This window comes from Rhodanobacter sp. FW510-R10, assembly GCF_058781105.1.
This window is the reverse complement of sequence record NZ_JBYSWL010000001.1, coordinates 1,827,055-1,850,556: the sequence shown is the minus strand read 5'-3', so window position 1 is coordinate 1,850,556 and position 23,502 is coordinate 1,827,055. Positions and strand designations below refer to the sequence as shown.

Genomic DNA, 23,502 nt, shown 5'->3' with positions numbered 1-23,502 from the left:
GCGCGATAGGGTGGTAACGCGCGGGTGCGCAGCACGCAGACTCAGTGGTAACCCTCACCCGCGCGGACCTTGCCGCGGAACACCCGATACGAATACGCCGTGTAGAGCACCACCACGGGCAGCATGATCGCAGCACCGACCAACACGAAGCCCTGGCTCGATGGCGGCGAGGCTGCGTCCCAGATACTCAGCGAGGGTGGCACCAGGTTGGGCCACATGCCGACCACCAGGCCAAGAAAGCCCAGCGCGAAGAACGCCAGCGCAAGCACGAACGGCCGCGCATCGCGGTTTTTCATCACCGAGCGCCAGAGCAACACCGCCACCACCAAGGTGGCGATCGGCAGCGGGGCCAGATACGCCATGTTCGGCCAACTGAACCAGCGCGCCATCAGGCGCGAATCCAGGAATGGCAGCGAGGCGCTGACCAGGCCCATGAAGGCAATCACCACCAGCATCAGCGGCCGCGCAAGTTCCCGCGCCACCAGCTGCGCCCGTCCCTCGGTTTTCAGCACCAGCCAGGTGGCGCCCAGCAACCCGTAGCCGAAAATCAACGCCACCCCGGTCAGCATCGGGAAGGGCGCGTACCAGTCGAACGTGCCATGCACTGCCTGCCCCGCCTGGAGGGGTATGCCCTCGACGATCGCACCGAGGATTACGCCCTGCGCGAACGCGGCCACCACCGACCCCAGGCAGAAGGCAAGGCCCCAGATGCGCCGGCTGCGTTCGGCGCGGAAGCGGAACTCAAACGCCACGCCGCGAAAGATCAGGGCAATCAGCAGGGCCAGCACTGGCACGTACAACGCGGGCAGGATCAGCGCATACGCCTTGGGAAATGCTCCCATCAGGCCGGCACCGCCCATCACCAGCCAGGTCTCGTTGCCGTCCCAGATCGGCGCGGCCGTGTTCATCATCAATTCCTGCTGCGGTTCATCGTCGGCAAACGGCGAGAGGATGCCGATGCCGAGCACGAAGCCGTCCAGGAGCACGTACATCATGATGGCGAAGCCGATGATGAAGAACCACACCACCGGCAACACGGTGGCCAGCGTCATGGCGCGTCCTCCGCTTCGCTGCTGAGCCCGGCCAGTGGCCGCTGCGGAGTCATGTCACGCGGGAAGCGCTGCGGCGCAGAACCCGGACCGTCGCGCAGCACCTTCAGCAGATACCAGCTGCCGAAGCCGAACAGGATGCCGTAGGCCACGAAATAAGTGACCAGCGACCCGGCCACGGCGCCCGCGGTGACGGCGCTGGACGCATCGACCGTGCGCATGACGCCGTACACCACCCAGGGCTGGCGGCCGATCTCGGCGGTGTACCAGCCGGTCAGCAGCGCGACGAACCCGGCCGGCATCATCGCGATCCAGCAGCGCAGGTACCAGCGGCTGTCGTACACGCGGCCCCGCCACCACAGCCACAGCCCGGCGACGGCCAGCGCCAGCATCAGCAAGCCCAGGCCGACCATGATGCGGAAGCCGAAGAACGGGGCCGCCACCGGCGGCCGGTCGGCGCGCGGAAAGTCCTTGAGGCCCTGCACCTCACCGCTCCAGCTGTGGGTGAGGATCAGGCTGCCCAGGTGCGGCACGTCGATGGCGGCGTCGTTGCGCTCGGCTTTTTCGTCGGGCCACGCAAACAGGGTCAGCGGCACATTGTGCGCCGTCGTCCAGCGCGCCTCGATCGCGGCCAGCTTGGCCGGCTGGTACTTGCGCACGACCAGCCCGGACAGGTCGCCGGCGATGATCTGCAGCGGGATCACGATGGCGACGAAGACCAGCGCGCAGCGCAACATCAGCCGCGCCTTGTCCTGCCAGCGGCCAGAGAGCAGGTAGGCCGCGGACACGCCGCCAACTACCAGCGCCGTGCTGAGGAAACAGGCCAGCACCATGTGCACCAGGCGCGTCGGGAACGACGGGTTGAAGATCGCGGCCCACCAGTCGGAGGCCTCGATGATGCCGTCCACGACCATGTAGCCCTGCGGGGTCTGCATCCAGCTGTTGGCCGCAAGTATCCAGAACGCGGACACCAGCGTGCCCAGCGCCACCATGCAGGTGGCCACGAAGTGCATGCGGTGGCTGACCCGGTTCCAGCCAAACAACATCACGCCGAGGAACGAGGCTTCCAGGAAGAACGCCGTCATCACCTCGTAGTTGAGCAGCGGACCCAGCACGTTGCCGGCCACGGTCGACAAGCCAGCCCAGTTGGTACCGAACTGGAAACTCATGACGATGCCGGAAACCACGCCCAGGCCGAACGAACCGGCAAACACCTTCATCCAGAAAAAATACAGGTCGCGCAACAGGTCGCTGCGCTGGCGCAGCCACAAGCCCTCGAGGAACACCAGCCAGCTGGCCAGGCCGATGGTGAAGGCGGGGAACAGGATGTGGAACGACATCACGAAGCCAAACTGGATTCGCGACAGGAACTCGGCCGTCATCGGTATCGACTCCATGCGTTGGCCAGGGCCAGCATGGGCATCTTCACGTCACACCCACGTGATTTGCGGCACCGGGCCAAGCCAGGCCACCGGTCCAGCGGGTGCACCTCACCGCGTGGCCAGCAAGGCCTCGATATCCGCGATCTCCTTGGGCATGGCGGCCGACAGCACGTCATTGCCTTCCTTCGTCACCACCACGTCGTCCTCGATGCGCACGCCGATGCCGCGCCAATGCTCGTCCACGGTTGTGTCGTCGAGCGCCACGTACAGCCCCGGTTCCACGGTCAACACCATGCCCGGCTCCAGTAACCTCGACTCGCCATCGACGCGGTAATCGCCGACGTCATGCACGTCGAGACCCAGCCAGTGTCCAGTCTTGGCCGGAAAGAAACGGCGGTAGCCACCTGCGGCCACGATCTCGCCCGGGTCGCCGCGCAGCAAGCCCAGCCCACACAATCCCTCCACCAGTACCCGCACCGCCGTGTCATGCGCGGCCGCGAAGGCATGTCCGGGCCGTACCTCGTCAATGGCCGCCCGTTGCGCCGCCAGCACCAGCTCGTACAGCGCGCGCTGCGCCCCGCTGAAACGGCCACCCACCGGGATCGTGCGGCAAATGTCCGAGGCATAGCATTCCCACTCGGCCCCAGCGTCGACCAGCAGCAGGTCACCCTGACGCAGCGCGCTACGTCCGCCCTGGTAATGCATGGTGCAGGCATTGGCCCCGGCCGCGACGGTAGGCACGAACGACGGCACTGCGCCGTGCGCCCGCATCACCTTGAGCAACTCGGCCTCGACCTCATACTCGCGTGCGCCAGGGACCGCCACCTGCCACGCCGCGCGGTGGGCGTGCATGGCGATGACGGCGGCTTCCCGCAGCAGGCTGAGCTCGGCGCGCGACTTGTACAGCCGCAGGTCGTGCAGCAAGTGTCCGAGCGCGACGAACTCCTTCGGCACCACGCCGCCGCCGCGCAATTGTCGCAGCCGGCGCATCCAGCCCAGGAGGCGCGCATCGAATTCCGGCTCGCGCCCGAAGTCGCAATACACCCGTGCCCGACCCTCGATCATGCCCGGCAGAATGTCGTCGATGTCGTCAATCGGGAATGCATCATCCAGGCCATAGGTGGCGATCGCCCGCTCAGTCCCCAGCCGCGCCCCGTGCCAGCGCTCCTGGGCCGCGTCCCGTTCGCGGCAAAACAAGACCGTTTCGCCGTGCGCGCGACCCGGCAACAAGGCCAATACGGCGTCCGGTTCGGGAAAACCGCTGAGGTAATGCAAGTCCGAATCCTGCCGATACGGCCAAGCCGAATCCGCATTGCGCAGGCGCTGCGGCGCGGCCGCCACCAGCAACACGGAGCTTGCACCGGCCATGCGCATCAACTGCCGGCGGCGGCGTGCGAACTCGTCCAGGCCGACGCTCAATGCACGGTCCCGCTGCTCCCGGGCGCGGGAGCGGCACATTCGGCATGCAGCAGCAAGGCACCCATGCGCATGAATTCGTGCACCTCGATCAAGGCGTCCTCGTCTTCGGCCGCGTCACCGTAGTTGAAGCTGGACCCGGCAATCGCACCCAGGTCGTGCAGCATCTCCTGGGCCTCGGTGGACAACTTGGCATGGCTGGCCGCGCCGGTCAGGCCAAAGCCGCCGAGGAAGCCGCGGCACCACTCCACGGTGGCCTCTGCGCGTTCGGCCAAGGGGCGATCATCGGCAGGCAACAGGGGCTCGAAGCCCAATTCCGGGTCGGCCAGCGCCGTCGCACAGGACCGCAGCACGCGCGCCAGCATCGCGCGCGCGGCGGCGTCGACCGTGCCACCCGCGGTGTCCGCCTGCAATTGCAATTGCTCAAGCAGGTTCCCACCAGTGGCATTGCCGTCACCGGCAAGGAAGCCGCACACCGAGCCATGCAGTTCGCTCGCGCTGACCGCCAGTCCCAACTGTGCGGCAAGCTCATCGAGTTCCTCGTAGTCGACCTCTTGGTCGTCGCCAAGGCGGGTTTGTTCCGGTGGTTCCATCTCGACTCCGCGTGGTTTTGTCGCCTGACAGGCTGCCGCCAGATCATGGCAAGTCTGGGTTCGGCGCGCCAGCCACTCCGGCCCGGCGAGGCGTCGACGGAGCCAGCCGTGCTGGTATAGTTTCCGGCATGAACAGCACCAGTCCAATACAGCAGGAAGTCGCCGCGCTCACCGCGCAGATGGACCGGCTGGTGGAGACGGTGCGCCGCCTCCACGCGGAGAACCTCAGCCTGCGCCAGCGGCAGGAGCAACTGAGCGGGGAACGCGCCGGACTGCTGGCGCGCAACGAACAGGCCCGTAGCCGTGTCGAGGCCATGATCCAACGCCTGAAATCGCTGGAAGCCAACAGCCGCAGCCTATGAGCATGTTACCGTCCCGGGCCGTCCAGGCGCGGCCCAGCGTCCCCCCCGGCCATAGGGCCATCCATTTCCGCCCGGGTGTCCGGACGGGAGCAGCCTCCCACCATGCCTGACCAAGCAGTTGACCCCGTCACGGTACGTCTGATCGACCGCGAGTTCCTGATCGCCTGCGCGCCGGAGGAACGCGACGACCTGCTCGACGCGTCGGTCTACCTGGAACGCAAGATGCGCGAGCTGCGCAGCAAAGCCAAGACGTTCGGCTTCGAGCGCCTCGCCGTGCTGGCGGCGATCAGCGTCACCCATGAATTGATCGCCCTGCGCAAACGGCACGCGGGCGAAGAGCAGCAGCTGGGCGACGATCTGGCTGCCCTGCGCCGCAAGGTGCAGGCTGCCCTGGGCGAGGATCCGCCTGCTTCCTGAACCAGTCCGCCGAGCCCGGCAGACCGCCGGTTCGCTGACGTCGCGGCAAACCCGGACGGCAGCAAAACGCTCACGCTCCCGACGGCTTGGTTTCTGTCGATCCGGCACCTAGAATGAAGACGGCGTTTCTGCGGTGTGCGCCAGCACACTGTGACATTTGCCTTGTTCCTAAACACGACCCCGGGTCGGTTCATCATGGTTGTTGTGCATGTCCGCCATGAGCGGAAAGCCTGGTCAGCCATGTAGCCCTCCCACCTGATCCCTCTGGATCAAGGTCGTTCGGTGGGCAGCGGCACCGCGGTGACGCCACTATTCCTGCTGCACATACCGCGACGTGCAGTGCCCCTTGCCGGAGATCATGGTCGTGGACGCAGTCGCCCAACGCCGTGAGTTCCGCCAGCAGCTCGCCGCCCGACGCCGCACCTTGCCAGCCGCCGCCCGCCTTGCCGCCGCCCAGGGCCTCAGGCGCGTGCTGGAACAATTACCCGAATATTTCACCGACGGCCATGTCGCCGGGTATTGGGCCGTGGACGGCGAATTGCCGCTGAACCTGGCCATCCCGCCGTTGGCGACGCGAGGCCAGCAGTTCCTGCTGCCCATGCTCCAACCAGGTCGACAACTGGCGTTTGCGCCGTGGCAAACCGGCGAGCCAGTGGAGCCCAACCGCTACGGCATCCCCGAGCCGGCGGCCCCGACCGCCCCGCTCGGGCCGGCGGAAATCGACCTGGTCCTGGTGCCGCTGCTCGGCTTCGATCGCAGTGGCAACCGCCTTGGCTACGGCGGTGGCTATTACGATCGCAGCTTCGCCTTCCTGCACTCGCGCCACCGGCCGACCGAACCGCTGCTCGTCGGGGTTGCCTATGCGTTTCAGGAGCTGCCGCACATCGAGCCCGAGGCCTGGGACGTCCCACTGGATTTCGTGGCCACCGAACAAGAACTCATCGACTGCCATACCACCGCGGCCGGCAACGGAAAAAGCGCATGACCCACGCAGCAGCGTACTGGCTGATGAAGACCGAGCCCGGCGCCTTCTCCATCGACGACCTCGAACGCAGAGGCCAGGAGCCATGGGACGGCGTGCGCAACTACCAGGCACGCAATTTCATGCGCGACGGCATGCACGTCGGCGACCGCGTTTTCTTCTACCACTCCAATTGCGCGGTGCCCGGCATCGTCGGCATCGCGGAGGTGGCCAGCGACGCCTACCCCGATCCGACCCAGTTCGACCCGCGCAGCCACCACTTCGATCCGGCAAGCACGCGCGGCGAGCCGCGCTGGGTGCTGGTCGACCTCCGCTTTGTGCGCAAGCTCGAGCGCACCATCAGCCTGGACGAACTCAGGCAGCACGCCGCCCTGGCCGACATGACCCTGCTGCGCAAGGGCAACCGGCTGTCGGTGATGCCGGTCGCGCCCGCGCACTGGAAGTACATCCTGGACCTCGAGTCCGGTACCGCGCCATCTCAACCGCTTCCACCTTCAGGGAAAGCCACACATGGATCACGCCAGCGAAAAACGCCAGGCAGGTGAAACCGCCATCCGCTATGTCGAGGACGACACCATCGTCGGCGTCGGTACGGGCTCGACAGTCGCGTATTTCATCGATGCCCTGGCGGATCTCAAGAGTCGCATCCAGGGCGCGGTGTCCAGCTCGGAGCAATCCTCGGCGCTGCTGCGCGAGCGCGGCATCCCGGTGCTCGACCTCAATGCCGTCGGGCCGCTGGCGCTGTATGTCGACGGCGCCGACGAATGCAATCCTCACCGCCACCTGATCAAAGGCGGCGGCGCGGCGCTGACGCGCGAGAAGATCGTCGCCGCGGCTGCCGCCAAGTTCGTGTGCATCATCGACTCCAGCAAGCGCGTCGACGTGCTGGGCAAGTTCCCGCTGCCGATTGAGGTCATCCCGATGGCCCGCAGCCTGGTCGGCCGCGAGATCGCCAGGCGCGGTGGCCAGCCTGTCTGGCGCGACGGCGTCGTCACCGACAACGGCAACTGGATCCTCGACGTGCATGGGCTGCACATCACCGATCCGGTGGCGCTGGAAACCGAGCTCAACCAGCTGGCCGGCGTGGTCACCGTGGGGTTGTTCGCGAGGAGGGCGGCGGACGTGGTACTTGTTGGTTCGCAGGTGATCTGACGCCGACTTGAACGGCATTGGTTGAGCGCGAAACACTTTTCGCGTCATCCCGATGCAGGCTTGGTACTATCCGGAACGTTTTCGGAACCGCCTTTACCTCATCCACGGTATCGTGCTGGAACGCCGCAACACCGCCCCGTCGTCATTCCCGCGAAAGCGGGAATCCAGTGGCTGGCGAACAGGGTTCGCTCTGAGCCGCAGCAGGATTGTTCGTCCATCCATGGACTCACCCCTCGCTGCGCTCGGGGCCAGCCTGCGGCTGTCCAAAATCGTTCCTGACGATTTTGTGTTCGGCCCATCCATCGACTCACCCCTCGCTGCGCTCGGGGCCAGCCTGCGGCTGTCCAAAATCGTTCCTGACGATTTTGTGTTCGGCCCATCCATCGACTCACCCCTCGCTGCGCTCGGGGCCAGCCTGCGGCTGTCCAAAATCGTTCCTGACGATTTTGTGTTCGGCCCATCCATCGACTCACCCCTCGCTGCGCTCGGGGCCAGCCTGCGGCTGTCCAAAATCGTTCCTGACGATTTTGTGTTCGGCCCATCCATCGACTCACCCCTCGCTGCGCTCGGGGCCAGCCTGCGGCTGTCCAATTTTGTTCCTGACAAAATTGTCGAACGGGGTTCGACCTGGCCGCTCAGCCAAAACAAAAAGGCCCACCGCGAGGGTGGGCCTTTTTGTTTTGGCTGGGAGACTAGGATTCGAACCTAGATAAACAGAGTCAGAGTCTGTTGTCCTACCATTAGACGATCTCCCAATGGCGCGCGGAACAGTACGCTCTGACCTGGTGGTACTGCGCCGTAAAGCAAGTGTAGCAACGCAGAAAAACTCAGCGCTTGGAGAACTGGGTGGCGCGGCGTGCCTTGTGGAGGCCGACCTTCTTGCGCTCGACCTCGCGCGCGTCGCGGGTGACGAACCCGGCCTTGCGCAGCGGCGACTTCAGGCCCTCGTCGTACTCGATCAAGGCGCGGGCGATGCCCAGCCGGATGGCGCCGGCCTGGCCGGTCATGCCGCCACCGGAAACGGTGACGTTGATGTCGAACTTTTCCGTGTTCTCGGTCAACTCGAGCGGCTGGCGCACGATCATGCGCGAGGTCTCGCGGCCGAAGAACGTCTCCAGCGGCTTGCCGTTGATCGTGATATCGCCCTTGCCCTGCCGCAGGAACACGCGCGCAGCGGAAGTCTTGCGCCGTCCCGTGCCGTAATTTTGCTGAGTCGCCATGCCGTTGTCGCCTGATGTCCTGTCGATGGGATCGGGCCCGAAGCCCGGTGCTGCGGATGCGTGCCAGGCACGCGTCAAATCAAATCTCAAGTGCCTGCGGCTGCTGGGCGGCATGCGGATGCGCGGCACCGGCATACACCTTCAGCTTGCGGTACATGTCGCGTCCGAGCGGGTTCTTCGGCAACATGCCCTTGACCGCGATCTCGATGACACGCTCCGGATGCGTAGCCAGCATCTCGTTCAGGCTGAACGTCTTGAGGTTGCCGACGTAGCCGGTGAAACGATGGTACTTCTTGTCTTCCAGCTTGGCGCCAGTGACATGCACCTTCTCTGCATTGATCACCACGATGTAGTCGCCGGTGTCGCAGTGCGGGGTGTATTCCGGCTTGTGCTTGCCGCGCAGGCGGCGGGCGATTTCGCTCGACAAGCGGCCGAGGGTCTTGTCCGTGGCGTCGACCACGAACCAGTCGCGCTTGACGGTGCCAGCATTGGCGCTGAAGGTCTTCATTGCGGTATACCTGATGTGCCGCCATGGGCGGCCGGCGCTTTTAGGTGAATCAAAGCGCGAAATGATAACGGAGCCGTTGCAGCAGGCGCAAGAGGAGCATCCCTCCAGGCCGGCTGCGAATGATAGCATGCGGCGGGTCCGCTGCGCAGCGCCTCACCGTGTCGCGCGTGATCGACCCCAACCCCTTCGCAACCGGTACGCGAACCCATGTCCGTGCGCAGCTTGTCCTTCCTCGACCGCCTGTTGGCTGGCTTCGGACAGGCACTGGAGACGGTCGCCGGAGCGCCGGCGGCAACCCGGCCGTTCCCGGGCGAGGGCGTGTCCGAGCCCCCGCTGGACGCCGCCGAACGCCGACAGGTCGCCGGCTTGATGCGGGTGAACCACACCGGCGAGGTCTGCGCCCAGGCCTTGTATCTGGGCCAGGCAGCCCTGGCGCGGCGTGCCGACAACCGTACGCACCTGCTGCATGCCGCCGGCGAGGAAACCGACCACCTGGCCTGGTGCGCGCAGCGCCTGCGCGAACTCGACAGTCGGCCCAGCGTGTTCAACCCATTGTGGTATGTCGGCAGCTACGCCATTGGGGCCGTCGCCGCGCTTGCCGGCGACCGGCTCAGCCTCGGCTTCGTGGTCGAGACCGAGCGCCAGGTCGAGGCCCACCTGGCCCAGCACATCGAGCGCCTGCCGGCCCAGGACGACCGCTCGCGCGCCGTGCTCACCCAGATGCAGGCCGACGAGGTGCACCATGCCGAGGCGGCACAGGCGCGCGGCGGCGTCGACCTGCCGCCGCCGCTGCCCAAGCTCATGCATCTGGGTTCCCTGGTGATGAAGACGGTCGCCTACCGCATTTAGGTCCCCCGCCTCGCCGGAAGGGTCTTCGTCACATCAGGTTGCGGCCGTGGAACAGTTCCTCGATCTCACGGCTGACCAGCGATTCGATGCGCTTGCGTTCCTTGAACGACAGGTCCTCGGCATTCGACTCGAACAGGTAGGTGTCGAGGTCGAATTCCTTGATGTGCATCTTCGTGTGGAACATGTTCTCCTGGTACACGTTGACGTCGAACATCTCGTACTTTTGGCGGATGTGCTTGGCCAGGTAGTCCTGCACCGAGTTGATCTTGTGGTCGATGAAGTGCTTCTTGCCCTTGACGTCGCGGGTGAAGCCGCGCACGCGGTAATCGCACACGACGATATCCGACTCGAAACTGTCGATCAGGTAGTTCAGCGCCTTCAGCGGGGAAATGACGCCGCAGGTGGCAACGTCGATGTCGGCACGGAACGTGGCAATGCCGTTGTGCGGATGCGTCTCCGGATAGGTATGGACCGTGATGTGGCTCTTGTCCATGTGCGCGACGACGGCCCCTGAGATCGTGTCGCGACCCAGCTTCGCCAACACTGGCTCCTCGGAGATGAGCATGGTCACCGAGGCGCCCTGGGGATCGTAGTCCTGGCGCGCGATGTTCAGGATGTTCGCGCCGATGATCTCGGCCACATCGGTGAGGATCTGGGTCAGGCGGTCCGCGTCGTACTGCTCGTCGATATATTCGATGTAGCGCCGGCGCTGGTCCTCGGACACCGCATAGCAGATGTCGTAGATGTTGAAGCTCAACGCCTTGGTCAGGTTGTTGAAGCCCTGCAGACGCAGGCGCGGCAACGATTTCATCATGATCGAATCTCCACGGCCGAGGCGGCAGCATGCATACAGCCTGCCAGCTTTCGGGTGATGTCGGTGGCAACGGATCCCACGGCGCCGGCATGCTCACTCCGCCGGCCACCCGGCCGGTCGGGCCAGGGCGCCGCCAACAAAGGCGCAAAGTATGCGATAAGCAGGGGCGAAACTGAAACTACACTTCGCTCGCGCGTTTGTCATAATGAGACACAGGTGGCAGCGGCGGTCGACGCTCTCGCGCATCGATCGCGTGTATCACCATGGGGGGAAACGTGGCTCAACTCAAGTATCAGCTGCAGCAGGCGTTCGAGCGCTCACAGGCTCCGCTGAGCCTGGCCCCGGATCCGGCATCCATGGAACGCTTCCTCGCGCTGTGCCACCGTCGCCGTTATCCAAGCAAGACCGCGATCATCCGCCCGGGCGATCCGGCCAACACCTTGTACTACGTCATCGACGGTTCGCTCGCGGTGTGCACTGAAGACGAGCGGGGCCGTGAGCTGATCCTCGCCTACATCGGCCGCGGCCAGTTCATTGGCGAGATGGGTCTGTTCGTGGAGCAGGCCCAGCGTGAATCCCTGGTGCGCACGCGCTCGGTGTGCGAGATGGCAGAGATCAGCTACGAGCGCCTGTTCACCCTGATGGACGGGCCATTGAAGAATGAAGGCCCGAAAATCCTGTTCGCCATCGGCGCACAACTGACCAACCGCCTGTTGCGCACTTCACGCCAAGCCAGCCGCATGGCGTTCATGGACGTGACCAACCGCATCTCCCGCACCCTGCTCGACCTGTGCCAGGAGCCCGATGCGATGACCCATCCCGAGGGCACCCAAATCCGCATCTCGCGCCAGGAAGTCAGCCGCATCGTCGGCTGCTCACGCGAGATGGTGGGGCGCGTGCTCAAGCAGCTCGAGGAAAAGCGCCTCATCGACGTGGCCGGCAAGACCATCGTCGTGCGCGGCTCGCGCTGATTCCAGCCAGCGGCGGCCACGCCGCGGGCAGGCGGCCTTCAGTGCCAATCGACCCGGGTCACGGCGTGACCCAGCGCCTGCTCGAGTTTCCGGCAACGCGCCGGCGTGCCGTTCACCAGCACGGCCTGTGCGGCCAGACGCCACATCGGCACATCGAGCAGCGAGGCGCTGTAGGCAGCCGCGCAGGCTTGCAGGCCATGCTGCGCCAGCAGCTTCACCTTCTCGCCGCCGTGGTTGGCCTGCGCCTGACGCATGCCGGACCAGCCGTCGCGCCAGCTCGCGGCCAGCACCTCGATCTCGGCCAGGCCCAATTCACGGAAGATGGCCTGGACCAAGCGCTCCTCGCAAGCCGTGACCACCAGCACCCGCTGACCCCCGGCCATGGCATGACGAACGGCGCGCAGGCCGTCCCGGCTGCAGCTGCGCGAGCGGCGCACCAGGCCGGCGGCATAGTCGTCGACCAATTGCTGGTAACGCGCCTCGTGCACGCCCAGCAAGGCCAGCCGCCCCAGTGTGGCGCGCAGCCCGGCGCGGGACATGAGCGCGCGCACCAGCAGCCACGGCAGGCACGCGAGCAGCACGGGCAAGCGCCACGCCGCGCCGCGCAAGCGCTGGCGCAGGAAAGCCTGCATTGGCTCGCCATACACCAGCACGTCGTCCAGCCCAAACAGCATCACGGGAGACGCCGGCGCAGCCTCTCCGCTGGCCGCGGCAGGCGCCACCGATCCGCCTATGGCCGGCGTACTCCTCACGGGTTGGCGAACAGCCTGCGCAATTCGCGGCCCGGATCGTCGGTGCGCATGAATGCCTCGCCGACCAGGAACGCGTTGATGCCCCCAGCGCGCAGGCGTGCGACGTCGTCAGGCGTACGGATGCCCGACTCGGCCACCAGGATGCGGTCATATTCCACAGACTGCTGCAAATCGAGCGACGTCTCCAGCGAGGTCTCGAAGCTGCGCAGGTTGCGGTTGTTCACGCCAATCAAGCGCACCGGCAAGGCCTGCGCGCGCTCCAGCTCGTCGGCGTCATGCACCTCGCACAACACGTCCAGGCCCAGTTCCCTGGCCAGCGCGACCAGCTCCCGCAACAATTCATCGTCGAGCGCGGCCACGATCAACAGGATGCAATCGGCGCCGATCGCCCGTGCCTCGTGCACCTGGTAAGCGTCGACGATGAAATCCTTGCGCAGTATCGGCAACGTGCAGGCCGCATGGGCCTGCTGCAGGCAGGCTTCGCTGCCCTGGAAGAAGTCCCGGTCGGTCAGCACGGACAGGCAGGTCGCACCGGCCGCGGCATAGCTGCGGGCAATGGCGGCGGGGTCGAAATCCGCCCGTATCACGCCCTTGCTCGGACTGGCCTTCTTCACCTCGGCAATGACTGCCGCCTTGCCGGCGTCGATCTTGCCCTCGATCGCGTGCACGAAGCCGCGCGTTGCCGGCAGCCCGGCGCTGCGCGCCTGCAACTCGGTCAGCGGCACGCGCAGGCGGCGCTCGGCCACCTCTTCCACCTTGCGTTCCAGGATGCGCTCAAGGATGTCGGTCATGATCGAGCTCGTCATGGGTTTCAAGTCCCGGCAATACATGATGCCAGAGAGGCGAAGCGATGCCGCGCCCGCGTGCGCGGGCCTGCATGGCCGACGGCAGGGCAAGCACGGGATCTCCGCCGGCCCGTCACGCCGCGAGCCTGCGCGTCGCGGCGACGAACTCGTGCAGCTTGGCCAGGGCCGCACCGCTCGCCATGGTGGCCCGGGCCAGGTCGATGCCGGCAGCAATCGAGTCGACCACGTCGGCTGCGTACAGCGCCGCGCCCGCGTTCAGCGCCACGCTGTCGCCGGGGACGCCGGGCTCGGCGCCAAGCGCCTGCAGCAGCATGGCCTTGGACTCCTGTGGGTTCTTCACGCGCAGGTTGCGCGATGACGCCATGGCCAGGCCAAAATCCTCCGGCTCCACCACGTATTCCTGCACCTCGCCGTCGCGCAGCTCCCCGACCAGCGTGGCGGCGCCGAGTGAAATCTCGTCCATGCCGTCGCGCCCCCACACCACGAGCGCATGCCGCGCGCCCAGCGCCTGCAGGGCACGGATCTGGATGCCGACCAGGTCGGGGTGGAATACGCCCATCATGATGTTCGGCGCGCCAGCCGGATTGGTCAGCGGGCCAAGGATGTTGAACAGCGTGCGTACGCCCATCTCGCGGCGCACTGGCGCCACGACCTTCATGGCCGGATGGTGGTTTGGCGCGAACATGAAACCAAGGTGCGTCTCGGCCATGCACTGCGCGACCTGTGCCGGTTTCAAGTCGATCGACGCACCCAAGGCCTCCAGGACGTCGGCGCTGCCGGATTTGGACGACACGCTGCGCCCGCCGTGCTTGGCCACGCAGCCGCCCGCGGCGGCGACCACAAAGCTCGAAGCAGTGGAAATGTTGAACGTGGAGGCGCCATCGCCGCCAGTGCCGACGATATCGACCAGGTGGGGATGAGGCGGCGCCACCACCTTCGCGGAGAGCTCGCGCATGACCCGCGCCGCACCGGTGATCTCGCCCACGGTTTCCTTTTTCACCCGCAGGCCGGTAATGATCGCCGCCGTCATCAGCGGACTGACTTCGCCGCGCATGATCTGACGCATCAGCGCCACCATTTCGTCCTGGAAAATCTCGCGATGCTCGATCGTGCGCTGCAAGGCTTCCTGTGGCGTGATCGCCAGCCGTTCGCCACCGCCACTCATGCCGCGAGCCGCAACGGCAGGCCGAGGAAATTCCGCAGCAGGTTGTAGCCGTGCGCAGTCAGTACCGATTCGGGGTGGAACTGCACGCCCTCGACCCGCAAGGTACGGTGCCGCAAGCCCATGATCTCGTCGAGGGAGCCGTCCGGATATTCAGTCCACGCAGTGACTTCGAGGCAGTCCGGCAGCGAATCCTGTTCGACCACCAGCGAGTGGTAGCGCGTGGCCTCGAACGGATTCGGCAAGCCGGCAAACACACCCTGCCCGCGATGGTGCACCGGTGACGTCTTGCCGTGCATGATCTGCTTGGCACGCACCACCCGGCCGCCAAACACCTGGCCCAGCGCCTGGTGGCCAAGACATACGCCCAAGATCGGCACCTCGCCCGACAGCTCACGCAGCACGTCCAGCGACACTGCCGCATCATCCGGTGTCCCTGGCCCGGGGGATATCACGATGTGCGAGGGCTGCAGCGCGCGGATGCCGGCCACATCGATCGCATCGTTGCGCACCACCTGTACCTGCTGCCCGAGCTCACCAAAGTACTGCGCCAGGTTGTAGGTGAAGCTGTCGTAATTGTCGATCATCAACAACATGGCGAATCCTGCACGACGGGGAGGCTCCCGCGAGGCCTCGCATTATAGCCATCCGTTCGCCGCGACCGAGGTCGCCGCACCCCAGACCCTACGCCGCGTCGCGGCGCGACTGGCGCACGACGACGCTGGTCGCGGTCATGTCGCAGGTGACATTGCCGAGCGTGGCCAGGGTATCGGGCAACGTATCGACTGCCAGCATCAGGCCCAGCGGACTCACCGGCACGCCCATGGCCTGGGATACCGGCAGGTTGGTGGCCATGAACACCACGGCCCCCGGCAGGCCCACCGAGCCCAGGCTGATGACCACCGCCAGCAGGGCGCCGCCGATGAGCTGGGCGGAGGTGAGATCGATGCCGAAGGCCCAGGCGATGAACACCGCGGAGGTCACGTACTGCACCGGGCTGGTCAGCCGGCACAGCGTCACGGCCATGGGTAGCACCAGCGAGGTCACCTGCTGGGGCCAGCCCAGGCGTTCGTCGGCGCTTTCCAGCATGGCCGGCAGCGAGGCCAGCGAGGATTGCGTGCTGAACGCCACCACCTGTGGCGGCACCAGTGCCGGCACGAAGCGCCGCAGGCTCTCGCCGCCCCAGAGCAAGGCTACCGGCAGCATCAACACGGTCACCGCCAGGTACATCAGGCATTCCACCAGCACATACACGCCGAGCGCACTCAGCATGCTGATGCCCGATCGCGCCGACACCGAGAAGATCAGCGCAAAGACGCCGAGCGGCGCCACCGCCAGCACCCAGCGCACGATGACGATCATGGCGTCAGCAATGGTCTGGAAGAGATCCAGCAGCAACTTGCGTCGTTCCGGCACCACGCGCATCAGGGCAAAGCCAAGGAACAGCGCAAACACCACCAGCGGGAGCATGGCGCTCTGCGCGGCGGCCATGATTGCGTTGCTCGGGATGATCGCGCTTACCGCCTCGGTCCAGTCGAGCGGCGCGGCGTGCGCGGTCGCCGTGGTGGCGGCGCTGTCCAGGGTCGCGCGCAGCGCCGGATCGTGCGGGAAAAGGGAAAACACACCTGGCGCGACGGCTGCGGTGAAGAGCGCGCCGCCGGTCAGCAACACGATGAAGACCACGATCGCGCGCCGCGCCACGCGACCCGACGCGGCAGCGTCCGACGCCGTGTTGACGCCAATCACGATCAGCGCCAACACCAGCGGCACCACGGTCATCTGCAGCCCATTGAGCCACAGCATGCCGATGGGATGCACCGCATGCGCGGCCTGCGCGGCCGTGACCGGGTCGTATGCGGCCAACAGCAAGCCGGCCACCGCCCCCAGGGCCAGGCCGAGCAGTACCCGTGAGGTGGCATTCATCCTGATCCTCATGCCGGCGTCCCCCTGGGCCGCAGACGCCCGCGCCGGGCATTCGCATCAAGCGGAAAATACATGCATGATCCCCAACCGACGGCCGCCGGGCGTGGCGCCAAGGCAAGCAGCGTAGCTGCTTGAAGCCGCGAATTCAGCACGGCTGCACGTCGGAAGCCCGGCAATGGAAGGGACGGAGCAGCATGCAACGACACCTCGGGCGAGCATCGACCACGGGCGCAACCGCCGGGCGCGGCGCCTCTGCGGATCGCGCACAGGGCACGACAAACCCGACCCGCGGGGCGGCAACGCCACTGGCCTGGCAAGGACGCCGCCCGCCGCGGTGGCTCGGCCTGCTGGCGTTCGCGCTGCTGGGCCTGCCGACCCAGCCGGTGCTGGCACAAGTGCAGGCACAAGTCCTGCCCGAGGCCACGCGCGCGCGCCTCGACCAGGCGGTCGACACGGTGATGGCGCGCTACACGCTGCCTGGCATCGCCGTCGGCGTCATCGAGCATGGCCAAGTGGTGTACACGCGCACCGCCGGCGAGCGCATCGCCGGCTCGGGGCAAGCGATCGACGCACAAACGCTGTTCAAGATCGCCTCCAATTCCAAGGCCATGACCACGGCCTTGCTCGGCCGCCTGGTGGATGAGGGCAAGCTGCGCTGGGACGACCCGGTCACCAAATACCTGCCGCAATTCCAGATGCACGACCCGTGGGTGACCGCGAACATGCGCGTGGCCGACCTGCTCACCCATTCCAGCGGGCTGCCGCTCGGCGGCGGCGACTTGATGTTGTGGCCGCAACCAAACACGTTCACCGCCGCCGACATCATCCACGGCCTGCGCTACATCGCGCCGGCCTACAGCTTCCGCTCGCGCTACGAGTACGACAACCTGCTCTACGTGGTGGCCGGAGCGGTGGCCGCGGCGGCCGGTGGCGCGCCCTATGCGACGCTGATGCGCCGCGAGGTGTTCGCACCGCTGGGCCTGGATCGCTGCCAGGTCGGCAGCTGGAACCGCGACGCGGTCGGCGACGTCGCCCAGCCGCATTATCTGAAGGATGGCCGTAACGTGCCGCTCGGCGAGGACGGGGCGGTGATCCCGGCGCTCACTTCGGATCCAGCCGGCGGCATCCGCTGCGACCTCACCGACATGCTGCAATGGGCGCGCAACTGGCTGGTGCCGACCCACGCGCAATTGCAGTGGCTGTCGCCCGTGCAGCGCGACGTGCTGCAGGCGCCGCACATGCTGATGCCGGTGTCGGCGCAGCGCCGCCTGCGCGACGACACCCACGTCATGGCCTACGGTTACGGCTGGCGCATGGCCGATGTCGACGGCAGCTGGATGGTCTGGCACACCGGCACGCTCAACGGCATGTATTCGATGCTGGCGCTGTTTCCCGACCAGCAGGGCGGCTTCGTGTTCATGATCAACGGCAGCGGCGATGCCGCGCGCACGGTCCTCGGCGATGTGCTGACCAAGCATTTCACCGCACCCGCCGACACCCACGACGCGACCTGGTATGCCGACGCCCTGGACCGGGCCAGCGCGGCGCGCGTCGCAGCCGCGAAGGCGCCGATCGCGGCGCCCGCTGCGGTGGCCGCCAGCGGGTTGGCGGCCTGGACCGGCATCTATCGCGATCCCTGGTTGGGCGAGGTCTCGATTTGCCCGCAGGGCGAGGCCGTGCGTTTTGCGGCGGTCAAGTCGCCACGCCTCGCCGGCCCGGTCATGCGCCTGGGCCGGCGCCTGCTGGTGCACTGGGACGACCCGGGCGTCGATCCCGACGCCTGGCTGGCCTTCCACGCCGCCGGCGGCACTGAACCGGTCACGCTGCGCATGGCCAAGGTCGACCCGCAGGGCGATTTCAGCTCCGACTACGAGGACCTGCACTTCCAGCGTATCGCAGCCTGCCCGGCGTCCTCAGCGACACCCACCGGTCGGCACTAACGGCTCGTTTCGAACTCGTCATCTCCGCGAGGCGGCAACTCAATTGCCCGCCCCTCATCGCTACAGGCCCTGGGCGGCCTGGGCCACGGCACGGAACAGGGCACGACCCTTGTTCATGGTCTCCTCCCACTCCGCGGCCGGGTCGGAGTCGTAGACGATGCCGGCGCCGGCCTGGATGTGCAGGCGGCCGCCGTGGATCACCGCGGTGCGGATCGCGATCGCGGTGTCGGCATCGCCCCACCAGCCAATCCAGCCGATCGCCCCGCCGTAGATGTTGCGCTTGGTGGGCTCCAGCTCCTGCACGATTTCCACTGCCCGCACCTTCGGCGCGCCGCTCAGCGTGCCGGCGGGAAACGTCGCGCGCAGGACGTCCATATAGCTGACCCCGGGGCGCACCGTGCCCTGGACCTGCGAGACGATGTGCATCACGTGCGAATAGCGCTCGACCACGAAGGACTGGCTGACCTCCACGCTGCCCGGTTCGCTGATGCGGCCGACGTCGTTGCGGCCCAGGTCGATCAGCATCACGTGCTCGGCGCGTTCCTTGGGGTCGGCCAGCAGTTCGGCTTCCAGCATGCGATCCTCGGCCTCGTCGGCCCCGCGGCGGCGGGTGCCCGCGAGCGGACGCACGACCACCTTGCCGGCGTTCAACTGCGCCAGGATCTCCGGCGAGGAGCCGACGATCTGGGTGTCGCCAAGATCGAGGAAATACATGTACGGCGAGGGATTCAGCGCCCGCAGCGCGCGATAGACGTCCACCGGCCGTGCGTGGAAGCCGACGCTCAGGCGCTGCGAGGGCACGACCTGGAAAATATCCCCGGCGCGGATGTATTCCTTGGCCCGTTCGACCATGGCCATGAAACCCTCGCGGGTGAACGAGGAAGTGAAGTCGTCCTCATCCAGCACCTCGCCGTGCAAGAGCTGCGGATAAGCCGAGCCGCCCTGGTGCAGGCGATAGACCAGGGCATCGAGGCGACGCCGGCCTGCGGCGTAAGCCTGCGGCTGCGCGGGGTCGGCGTGCACGATCAGGTACAGGCGGCCCTTGAGGTTGTCGAACACCGCCACTTCCTCGGCCAGCATCAGCAGCACGTCCGGGATGCCGAGCTCGTCCGTGCGGTCCCACTGCGCCAGGCGCGGCTCGATGTAGCCGATGGTCTCGAAGCCGAAGTAACCGACCAGGCCGCCAGTGAACGCCGGCAGTTCCGGCAGGCGTGGCACGGCATAAAGCTGGCGCAGCCGCTCGATCTCCGCCAGCGGGTCGGCGACCTCGCGCGACTCGACGACCTCGCCGCGATCCTCCACCTCGAGCCGGTGCGCGCGCAGCCGGTACACCCGCCGCGCCGGCAGGCCGATGATCGAATAGCGGCCCCACTTCGCGCCGCCCTCGACCGATTCGAAAAGACAGGTGTAAGGCCCATCGGCCAGCTTCAGGTAGACCGAAAGCGGCGTGTCGAGGTCGGAAAACACTTCGCGCACCAGGGGGATGCGGGTATGACCCTGCGCCGCCAGCGCATCGAATTCGTCACGGGAAATCACGGCTTGTTCCAATCCGCAAAGCGCTCACGATAACAGCGTTGCCGGCGCGTCGAGCCTGGGCGTCGGCTTGGTGCTGTGGCGTCGCCTCGCGCCTCAGGCACCGGATGGCGCTGCCGACGCCGTACCACCGCGGTAACGCGAGGCGACGACGACGCGCATGAACGCATCGAGCAAGGCGCGCTTCCCACTGTCGCCGGCGTCGAAACTCATCGACCAGCTCAGGCGGATGCCGCTGGCTGCACCTGGATCACAGAACACCACCACGTCATCGATCTTGTCGCTGCCGGTATACACCGTGCCGCTGCAGGCCATGGTCCGGTGGCGCAACACGAGGTCATCGACCTTGCCGGCGGGATCGCGCTCACGGTAGCGCTTGCGGTCGGCCTGCACCTCGGCCGCGAGCGATGGCAGCTTGACGGGCCACACGTTCAGCACCATCACGCGCTGTGGCTTGCCGGTCCACTCGCCCTGGTAGAGCACGAAGTTGACGCCGATCGCCGCGGCATAGGTGCAGCAGTCGTCCGTCCAGCCGGCCGGCGCCAACGTGGCAATCGTCCACGCCGGGACGGCGCTATCGCGCGCGCCGTGTGCCGCGACCTGGTGCCCGTCGGTCGTGGCGGCCATGGCCAGTGGCGCCAGTACAGCCAAGCCAAGCGCGAGCCACCATCGGCACCATCCAGGTCGGAACACCATGTGCGATCCACACTGGCTCACGCGATCGCCCGGCGCATCGCCGCGATCTCGCCGGCGTAATCCGGTGCCTTGAAGATCGCCGAGCCGGCGACGAAGGTGTCGGCGCCGGCAGCGGCAATCGCGCCAATGTTGTCGGCAGTGACCCCACCATCCACCTCCAGGCGGATCGGACGGCCACTGGCATCGATGCGCGCCCGGGCCTGGCGCAGCTTTTCCAGGGTGCCGGGAATGAACTTCTGCCCGCCAAAACCAGGATTGACGGACATGATCAGCACCAGGTCGACCTTGTCCATGACGTAGTCGAGATAATCCAGCGGCGTGGCCGGATTGAACACCAGGCCGGCGCGGCAGCCGGAATCCCGGATCAGGCCCAACGTGCGGTCGATGTGCTCGGTCGCCTCCGGGTGAAAACTGATGCCGCTGGCGCCGGCCTTGGCGAAGTCCGGCACGATGCGGTCCACCGGCTTGACCATCAGGTGCACGTCGATTGGCGCCTCGATGCCATGGCCGCGCAAGGCGGCCAGCACCATCGGTCCCATGGTCAGGTTCGGCACGTAATGGTTGTCCATCACATCGAAGTGCACCCAGTCGGCGCCCGCGGCCAGCACTGCGGCCGTGTCGTCGCCCAGCCGCGCAAAGTCGGCCGACAGGATGGACGGGGCAATGATTGCTGCTTGCCTGGACATGGGACTTCCAGCTCGGGTGGAGCCCCGTATTGTAGGCGACCGCCCAGGGACGATGTGCACGGCCCACCACTTCCCGTGCATCACCGCAGCACCCTAGTGGAAGCCGCGCAGCTCCTTGATGCGGTCATACGCGGCATTGATCTCGCTGGCGCGCGACTCGGCCTGGCGGCGCATGTCCTCAGGCAGGTCGCCCAGGCGGTCGGGGTGATGCTCGGAGATCAGCTTGCGGTAGGCGCGCTTGACGGCGCGCTCGTCAGCGTTGCGATCGATGCCCAGCACGGTGTAGGGATCCGGGCCTTGGGTATTGCGTTGCGGCGGCACGTAACCGCCGCCGGCGCCGGGACCCCAGGCACGGCCGCGACCGTGTGCGCTGCCACCGGCGTTCCAGGCATAGCCCTTCATCGCCAGCAGCGCCATCAGCTCCATGTCGCTGACCCGTAGCGCAAATGCCAGCTGGCGCAGAATCGCCATCTTTTCCGGCGACGGGCGACCTTCGGCCAGCACGGTCTCGATCACCACGTCCAGCACCGGGAAGGCGTGGTCGCGGCGCACGCCGACCCAGCGCCGCAGTTCGTCTATGGTGCCGGTGACGTCAAACTCCGGCTGCTTGCCCCGGTTGAAACTGGCCACCGCCTTCTGGCGCTGCTCGGCACCCAGGCCCATGCGCGTCATCAGGCGCTCGGCCACGGCAATCTCGGCTTCCGACACCCGGCCATCGGACTTGGCCACCGCACCGAGGAGGGTAAACAGCGGGCCGACGAAACCGCCAGCCTCCGGGATCGCGCGCTTGCGCTGGCTGTGGCGCAAGTTGTCCAGGATGAAGCCGATGATCGCGCCGGTGACGGCACCAGGCAGCCGGCCGACGATCAGGCCAAAAAAAGCAAACCAGAGAGTGTAGGCGAAGCTCATGAGCGGGTCAGCGCCGCCGGAGCCTGTTCGCTGTACCAGGCGGCCAGCGCATCGAGCTCGGTGTCACTCAGCGGACCCACGGCCGTGCGCATCACCGGCGCCTTGCGCCGGCCATCGCGATACTGGCGCAGCGCGTCACGCAGGTAATCCAGCCGCTGCCCGGCCAGGTTCGGCACCCCGGCTATGCGCGCATGGCCTTGCGTGCCGTGGCAGGCGGCACACAGCCCGAGACGGCTCGGTGGCGCCGGCGCGGCAGCCTGCACCATGGACGGGAAGCCGGCAACCAGCATCCAGCCGGCTGCCAAGATCGAAATGCGCATCGGGCAACATGAGCCACGGAAACCCGGGATTCTAGCAGTGCCACGAGGTGGACCTGCGCTGCCGCGGTTAGAATGGGCGCTGCTTCCGCCTGCGGACATCCCTGCCGTGACCACGACCTTGCCCCAATCGAACCTGCCCGAGCTTGAGTTGCTCCATCGCGGCAAGGTCCGCGATGTCTATGCGCTGCCCGGCGAACGTCTGCTGATGGTCGCCACCGACCGCCTCTCGGCGTTCGACGTGGTCATGCCCAATCCGATTCCCGGCAAGGGCGAGATGCTGACGCAGATCTCCAATTTCTGGTTTGCCAAAACCGCGCATCTGATGCCGAACCACCTGCTCGACGTGCCCTTGGCCGAGGTGCTGCCGGCCAGTACGGACTTTGCCCTGTACGCCCGCCGCTCGGTGGTGGTGCGCCGCCTGCGCCCGTTGCCGGTGGAGGCGATTGCCCGTGGTTATCTCATCGGCTCGGGCTGGAAGGACTACCAGGCCAGCGGCTCACTGTGCGGCATCCGCCTGCCTGCCGGACTCAAGCAGGCCCAGCAGCTGCCCGAGCCAATCTTCACTCCTTCGACCAAGGCCGCCTCCGGGCACCACGACGAGAATGTCAGCTTCGAGCAGGTGGCGACCCAGATCGGTACCGGGCTGGCGGCCCAGGTCCGCGACGCGACGCTGGCCATCTACCGTTGGGCGGCCGCTTACGCTGCCGAGCGCGGCATCATCATCGCCGACACCAAGTTCGAGTTTGGTACCGACGCCACGGGCAAGCTGTACGTGATGGATGAAATGCTCACCCCCGACTCCTCGCGCTTCTGGCCCGCCGAGCAATACCGCACCGGGATCAGCCCACCGAGCTACGACAAACAGTTCGTGCGCGACTGGCTGGAAACCCAGGACTGGAACAAGACCGCGCCTGGGCCGGTGATTCCCGATCAGGTCATCGCGCAGACCGCGGCGAAGTACGCCGAGGCCTTGCAACGCCTGGCCGACATCCGCCTGGACCCCTGACGACGGGCTGGCGCCGGCGTGCCGTTGTTGCCGGCCCCACCCATTGAGACACCT

General features: G+C 66.7%; 26 protein-coding genes, 1 tRNA gene, 1 other RNA gene and 1 pseudogene. 11 read left to right on the top strand and 18 right to left on the bottom strand.

What is annotated here, in order from left to right:
• Positions 1 to 41: 41 nt before the first annotated feature.
• The 4 genes from cydB to AC3WJB_RS08020 form a co-directional block, all read right to left on the bottom strand.
• On the bottom strand, positions 42 to 1,052 hold the full coding sequence (gene cydB / locus AC3WJB_RS08035; RefSeq protein ID WP_492680408.1) for a cytochrome d ubiquinol oxidase subunit II: 1,011 nt from the start codon (positions 1,050 to 1,052) through the stop codon (positions 42 to 44).
• Complete coding sequence (locus AC3WJB_RS08030; protein ID WP_492680406.1) at positions 1,049 to 2,431, bottom strand: cytochrome ubiquinol oxidase subunit I; 1,383 nt, start codon at positions 2,429 to 2,431, stop codon at positions 1,049 to 1,051. Before AC3WJB_RS08030 ends, cydB begins: the two co-directional genes overlap by 4 nt.
• A 108-nt stretch (positions 2,432 to 2,539) precedes the next feature.
• Positions 2,540 to 3,889 (bottom strand): aminopeptidase P N-terminal domain-containing protein, encoded by a 1,350-nt coding sequence (locus tag AC3WJB_RS08025; RefSeq protein WP_492680404.1) that lies wholly within the window; start codon positions 3,887 to 3,889, stop codon positions 2,540 to 2,542.
• Positions 3,847 to 4,440: a UPF0149 family protein gene (locus AC3WJB_RS08020; protein WP_492680402.1), complete on the bottom strand. Its 594-nt coding sequence runs from the start codon at positions 4,438 to 4,440 to the stop codon at positions 3,847 to 3,849. The genes AC3WJB_RS08025 and AC3WJB_RS08020 overlap by 43 nt, the downstream gene beginning before the upstream one ends.
• A 128-nt stretch (positions 4,441 to 4,568) precedes the next feature.
• Here AC3WJB_RS08020 and AC3WJB_RS08015 point away from each other — a divergent pair, with 128 nt between their 5' ends.
• The 7 genes and pseudogenes from AC3WJB_RS08015 (at position 4,569) to AC3WJB_RS07985 (ending at position 8,062) form a co-directional block, all read left to right on the top strand.
• Positions 4,569 to 4,802 (top strand): TIGR02449 family protein, encoded by a 234-nt coding sequence (locus tag AC3WJB_RS08015; RefSeq protein ID WP_492680400.1) that lies wholly within the window; start codon positions 4,569 to 4,571, stop codon positions 4,800 to 4,802.
• Positions 4,803 to 4,904: 102 nt separating this feature from the next.
• The gene (locus AC3WJB_RS08010) at positions 4,905 to 5,219 is read left to right on the top strand and encodes a cell division protein ZapA (RefSeq protein ID WP_492680398.1); all 315 of its coding nucleotides are present in this window, start codon (positions 4,905 to 4,907) and stop codon (positions 5,217 to 5,219) included.
• A 122-nt stretch (positions 5,220 to 5,341) separates the two neighbouring features.
• Positions 5,342 to 5,527, top strand: a non-coding RNA gene (gene ssrS / locus AC3WJB_RS08005) — 6S RNA.
• 56 nt (positions 5,528 to 5,583) lie between these two features.
• Positions 5,584 to 6,204: a 5-formyltetrahydrofolate cyclo-ligase gene (locus AC3WJB_RS08000; protein WP_492680397.1), complete on the top strand. Its 621-nt coding sequence runs from the start codon at positions 5,584 to 5,586 to the stop codon at positions 6,202 to 6,204.
• A pseudogene (locus tag AC3WJB_RS07995) lies at positions 6,201 to 6,665 on the top strand (EVE domain-containing protein); the annotation flags it as partial. The gene AC3WJB_RS08000 and the pseudogene AC3WJB_RS07995, both read left to right, overlap by 4 nt.
• A 46-nt stretch (positions 6,666 to 6,711) precedes the next feature.
• Entirely contained in the window at positions 6,712 to 7,353 is a 642-nt protein-coding gene (gene rpiA, locus AC3WJB_RS07990; RefSeq protein WP_492680396.1) for a ribose-5-phosphate isomerase RpiA, read from the top strand.
• Positions 7,354 to 7,573: 220 nt separating this feature from the next.
• Entirely contained in the window at positions 7,574 to 8,062 is a 489-nt protein-coding gene (locus AC3WJB_RS07985; RefSeq protein WP_492680395.1) for a hypothetical protein, read from the top strand.
• Here the strand turns inward: AC3WJB_RS07985 and AC3WJB_RS07980 are convergent.
• The 3 genes from AC3WJB_RS07980 to rplM all read right to left on the bottom strand — a co-directional run bounded on the left by AC3WJB_RS07980 (position 8,035) and on the right by rplM (position 9,081).
• Positions 8,035 to 8,108 (bottom strand) — tRNA-Gln (locus tag AC3WJB_RS07980). The genes AC3WJB_RS07985 and AC3WJB_RS07980 overlap by 28 nt on opposite strands.
• 72 nt (positions 8,109 to 8,180) lie before the next feature.
• The gene (gene rpsI / locus AC3WJB_RS07975; RefSeq protein ID WP_492680394.1) at positions 8,181 to 8,573 is read right to left on the bottom strand and encodes a 30S ribosomal protein S9; all 393 of its coding nucleotides are present in this window, start codon (positions 8,571 to 8,573) and stop codon (positions 8,181 to 8,183) included.
• A 79-nt stretch (positions 8,574 to 8,652) separates the two neighbouring features.
• The gene (gene rplM / locus AC3WJB_RS07970; protein WP_492680393.1) at positions 8,653 to 9,081 is read right to left on the bottom strand and encodes a 50S ribosomal protein L13; all 429 of its coding nucleotides are present in this window, start codon (positions 9,079 to 9,081) and stop codon (positions 8,653 to 8,655) included.
• Between the two features lie 207 nt (positions 9,082 to 9,288).
• Here rplM and coq7 point away from each other — a divergent pair, with 207 nt between their 5' ends.
• Positions 9,289 to 9,930, top strand: coding sequence for a 2-polyprenyl-3-methyl-6-methoxy-1,4-benzoquinone monooxygenase (gene coq7, locus AC3WJB_RS07965; RefSeq protein ID WP_492680391.1), 642 nt, complete (start codon positions 9,289 to 9,291; stop codon positions 9,928 to 9,930).
• A 28-nt stretch (positions 9,931 to 9,958) separates the two neighbouring features.
• On the opposite strand, the gene speD is transcribed toward coq7, so the two are convergent.
• The gene (speD, locus tag AC3WJB_RS07960; protein WP_492680389.1) at positions 9,959 to 10,744 is read right to left on the bottom strand and encodes an adenosylmethionine decarboxylase; all 786 of its coding nucleotides are present in this window, start codon (positions 10,742 to 10,744) and stop codon (positions 9,959 to 9,961) included.
• 275 nt (positions 10,745 to 11,019) lie between these two features.
• On the opposite strand from speD, the gene crp reads away from it, so the two are divergent.
• Positions 11,020 to 11,715, top strand: a complete 696-nt coding sequence (gene crp / locus AC3WJB_RS07955) for a cAMP-activated global transcriptional regulator CRP (RefSeq protein WP_492680387.1) — start codon at positions 11,020 to 11,022, stop codon at positions 11,713 to 11,715.
• A gap of 38 nt (positions 11,716 to 11,753) precedes the next feature.
• Here the strand turns inward: crp and AC3WJB_RS07950 are convergent, their stop codons facing one another.
• From AC3WJB_RS07950 to AC3WJB_RS07930, 5 genes are all read right to left on the bottom strand, one after another.
• Positions 11,754 to 12,389, bottom strand: coding sequence for a haloacid dehalogenase-like hydrolase (locus AC3WJB_RS07950; RefSeq protein WP_492683132.1), 636 nt, complete (start codon positions 12,387 to 12,389; stop codon positions 11,754 to 11,756).
• Positions 12,390 to 12,463: 74 nt separating this feature from the next.
• Positions 12,464 to 13,258 (bottom strand): indole-3-glycerol phosphate synthase TrpC, encoded by a 795-nt coding sequence (trpC, locus tag AC3WJB_RS07945; protein ID WP_492680385.1) that lies wholly within the window; start codon positions 13,256 to 13,258, stop codon positions 12,464 to 12,466.
• Positions 13,259 to 13,385: 127 nt separating this feature from the next.
• Positions 13,386 to 14,438, bottom strand: coding sequence for an anthranilate phosphoribosyltransferase (gene trpD, locus AC3WJB_RS07940; RefSeq protein ID WP_492680383.1), 1,053 nt, complete (start codon positions 14,436 to 14,438; stop codon positions 13,386 to 13,388).
• Entirely contained in the window at positions 14,435 to 15,031 is a 597-nt protein-coding gene (locus tag AC3WJB_RS07935; RefSeq protein ID WP_492680381.1) for an anthranilate synthase component II, read from the bottom strand. Before AC3WJB_RS07935 ends, trpD begins: the two co-directional genes overlap by 4 nt.
• An 88-nt stretch (positions 15,032 to 15,119) precedes the next feature.
• On the bottom strand, positions 15,120 to 16,358 hold the full coding sequence (locus tag AC3WJB_RS07930; RefSeq protein WP_492680379.1) for a dicarboxylate/amino acid:cation symporter: 1,239 nt from the start codon (positions 16,356 to 16,358) through the stop codon (positions 15,120 to 15,122).
• Positions 16,359 to 16,552: 194 nt separating this feature from the next.
• Between AC3WJB_RS07930 and AC3WJB_RS07925 the strand changes: the two genes are divergently transcribed.
• Positions 16,553 to 18,298: a serine hydrolase gene (locus AC3WJB_RS07925; RefSeq protein ID WP_492680377.1), complete on the top strand. Its 1,746-nt coding sequence runs from the start codon at positions 16,553 to 16,555 to the stop codon at positions 18,296 to 18,298.
• 60 nt (positions 18,299 to 18,358) lie between these two features.
• On the opposite strand, the gene trpE is transcribed toward AC3WJB_RS07925, so the two are convergent.
• From trpE to AC3WJB_RS07900, 5 genes are all read right to left on the bottom strand, one after another.
• Entirely contained in the window at positions 18,359 to 19,834 is a 1,476-nt protein-coding gene (gene trpE, locus AC3WJB_RS07920) for an anthranilate synthase component I (RefSeq protein ID WP_492680375.1), read from the bottom strand.
• Between the two features lie 93 nt (positions 19,835 to 19,927).
• Positions 19,928 to 20,458, bottom strand: coding sequence for a hypothetical protein (locus AC3WJB_RS07915; protein WP_492680373.1), 531 nt, complete (start codon positions 20,456 to 20,458; stop codon positions 19,928 to 19,930).
• Between the two features lie 86 nt (positions 20,459 to 20,544).
• Entirely contained in the window at positions 20,545 to 21,213 is a 669-nt protein-coding gene (gene rpe / locus AC3WJB_RS07910; protein ID WP_492680371.1) for a ribulose-phosphate 3-epimerase, read from the bottom strand.
• A gap of 93 nt (positions 21,214 to 21,306) precedes the next feature.
• A complete protein-coding gene (gene djlA, locus AC3WJB_RS07905) occupies positions 21,307 to 22,122 on the bottom strand; it encodes a co-chaperone DjlA (RefSeq protein ID WP_492680369.1) in 816 nt (271 codons plus the stop codon).
• Positions 22,119 to 22,442, bottom strand: coding sequence for a c-type cytochrome (locus tag AC3WJB_RS07900; RefSeq protein ID WP_492680367.1), 324 nt, complete (start codon positions 22,440 to 22,442; stop codon positions 22,119 to 22,121). Before AC3WJB_RS07900 ends, djlA begins: the two co-directional genes overlap by 4 nt.
• A 106-nt stretch (positions 22,443 to 22,548) precedes the next feature.
• On the opposite strand from AC3WJB_RS07900, the gene AC3WJB_RS07895 reads away from it, so the two are divergent.
• Positions 22,549 to 23,448, top strand: coding sequence for a phosphoribosylaminoimidazolesuccinocarboxamide synthase (locus AC3WJB_RS07895; protein ID WP_492680365.1), 900 nt, complete (start codon positions 22,549 to 22,551; stop codon positions 23,446 to 23,448).
• The last annotated feature ends 54 nt before the right edge of the window (positions 23,449 to 23,502 follow it).

What these genes read in the sequence shown, in the direction of transcription:
- cydB (WP_492680408.1), bottom strand. Translation starts at nt 1,052, where the DNA reads ATGACGCTGGCCACCGTGTTGCCGGTGGTGTGGTTCTTCATCATCGGC.
- AC3WJB_RS08030 (WP_492680406.1), bottom strand. Translation starts at nt 2,431, where the DNA reads ATGACGGCCGAGTTCCTGTCGCGAATCCAGTTTGGCTTCGTGATGTCG.
- AC3WJB_RS08025 (WP_492680404.1), bottom strand. Translation starts at nt 3,889, where the DNA reads ATGTGCCGCTCCCGCGCCCGGGAGCAGCGGGACCGTGCATTGAGCGTC.
- AC3WJB_RS08020 (WP_492680402.1), bottom strand. Translation starts at nt 4,440, where the DNA reads ATGGAACCACCGGAACAAACCCGCCTTGGCGACGACCAAGAGGTCGAC.
- AC3WJB_RS08015 (WP_492680400.1), top strand. Translation starts at nt 4,569, where the DNA reads ATGAACAGCACCAGTCCAATACAGCAGGAAGTCGCCGCGCTCACCGCG.
- AC3WJB_RS08010 (WP_492680398.1), top strand. Translation starts at nt 4,905, where the DNA reads ATGCCTGACCAAGCAGTTGACCCCGTCACGGTACGTCTGATCGACCGC.
- rpiA (WP_492680396.1), top strand. Translation starts at nt 6,712, where the DNA reads ATGGATCACGCCAGCGAAAAACGCCAGGCAGGTGAAACCGCCATCCGC.
- AC3WJB_RS07985 (WP_492680395.1), top strand. Translation starts at nt 7,574, where the DNA reads ATGGACTCACCCCTCGCTGCGCTCGGGGCCAGCCTGCGGCTGTCCAAA.
- rpsI (WP_492680394.1), bottom strand. Translation starts at nt 8,573, where the DNA reads ATGGCGACTCAGCAAAATTACGGCACGGGACGGCGCAAGACTTCCGCT.
- rplM (WP_492680393.1), bottom strand. Translation starts at nt 9,081, where the DNA reads ATGAAGACCTTCAGCGCCAATGCTGGCACCGTCAAGCGCGACTGGTTC.
- coq7 (WP_492680391.1), top strand. Translation starts at nt 9,289, where the DNA reads ATGTCCGTGCGCAGCTTGTCCTTCCTCGACCGCCTGTTGGCTGGCTTC.
- speD (WP_492680389.1), bottom strand. Translation starts at nt 10,744, where the DNA reads ATGATGAAATCGTTGCCGCGCCTGCGTCTGCAGGGCTTCAACAACCTG.
- AC3WJB_RS07950 (WP_492683132.1), bottom strand. Translation starts at nt 12,389, where the DNA reads ATGCTGTTTGGGCTGGACGACGTGCTGGTGTATGGCGAGCCAATGCAG.
- trpC (WP_492680385.1), bottom strand. Translation starts at nt 13,258, where the DNA reads ATGACCGACATCCTTGAGCGCATCCTGGAACGCAAGGTGGAAGAGGTG.
- trpD (WP_492680383.1), bottom strand. Translation starts at nt 14,438, where the DNA reads ATGAGTGGCGGTGGCGAACGGCTGGCGATCACGCCACAGGAAGCCTTG.
- AC3WJB_RS07935 (WP_492680381.1), bottom strand. Translation starts at nt 15,031, where the DNA reads ATGTTGTTGATGATCGACAATTACGACAGCTTCACCTACAACCTGGCG.
- AC3WJB_RS07930 (WP_492680379.1), bottom strand. Translation starts at nt 16,358, where the DNA reads ATGAATGCCACCTCACGGGTACTGCTCGGCCTGGCCCTGGGGGCGGTG.
- AC3WJB_RS07925 (WP_492680377.1), top strand. Translation starts at nt 16,553, where the DNA reads ATGCAACGACACCTCGGGCGAGCATCGACCACGGGCGCAACCGCCGGG.
- AC3WJB_RS07915 (WP_492680373.1), bottom strand. Translation starts at nt 20,458, where the DNA reads ATGGCCGCCACGACCGACGGGCACCAGGTCGCGGCACACGGCGCGCGC.
- rpe (WP_492680371.1), bottom strand. Translation starts at nt 21,213, where the DNA reads ATGTCCAGGCAAGCAGCAATCATTGCCCCGTCCATCCTGTCGGCCGAC.
- djlA (WP_492680369.1), bottom strand. Translation starts at nt 22,122, where the DNA reads ATGAGCTTCGCCTACACTCTCTGGTTTGCTTTTTTTGGCCTGATCGTC.
- AC3WJB_RS07900 (WP_492680367.1), bottom strand. Translation starts at nt 22,442, where the DNA reads ATGCGCATTTCGATCTTGGCAGCCGGCTGGATGCTGGTTGCCGGCTTC.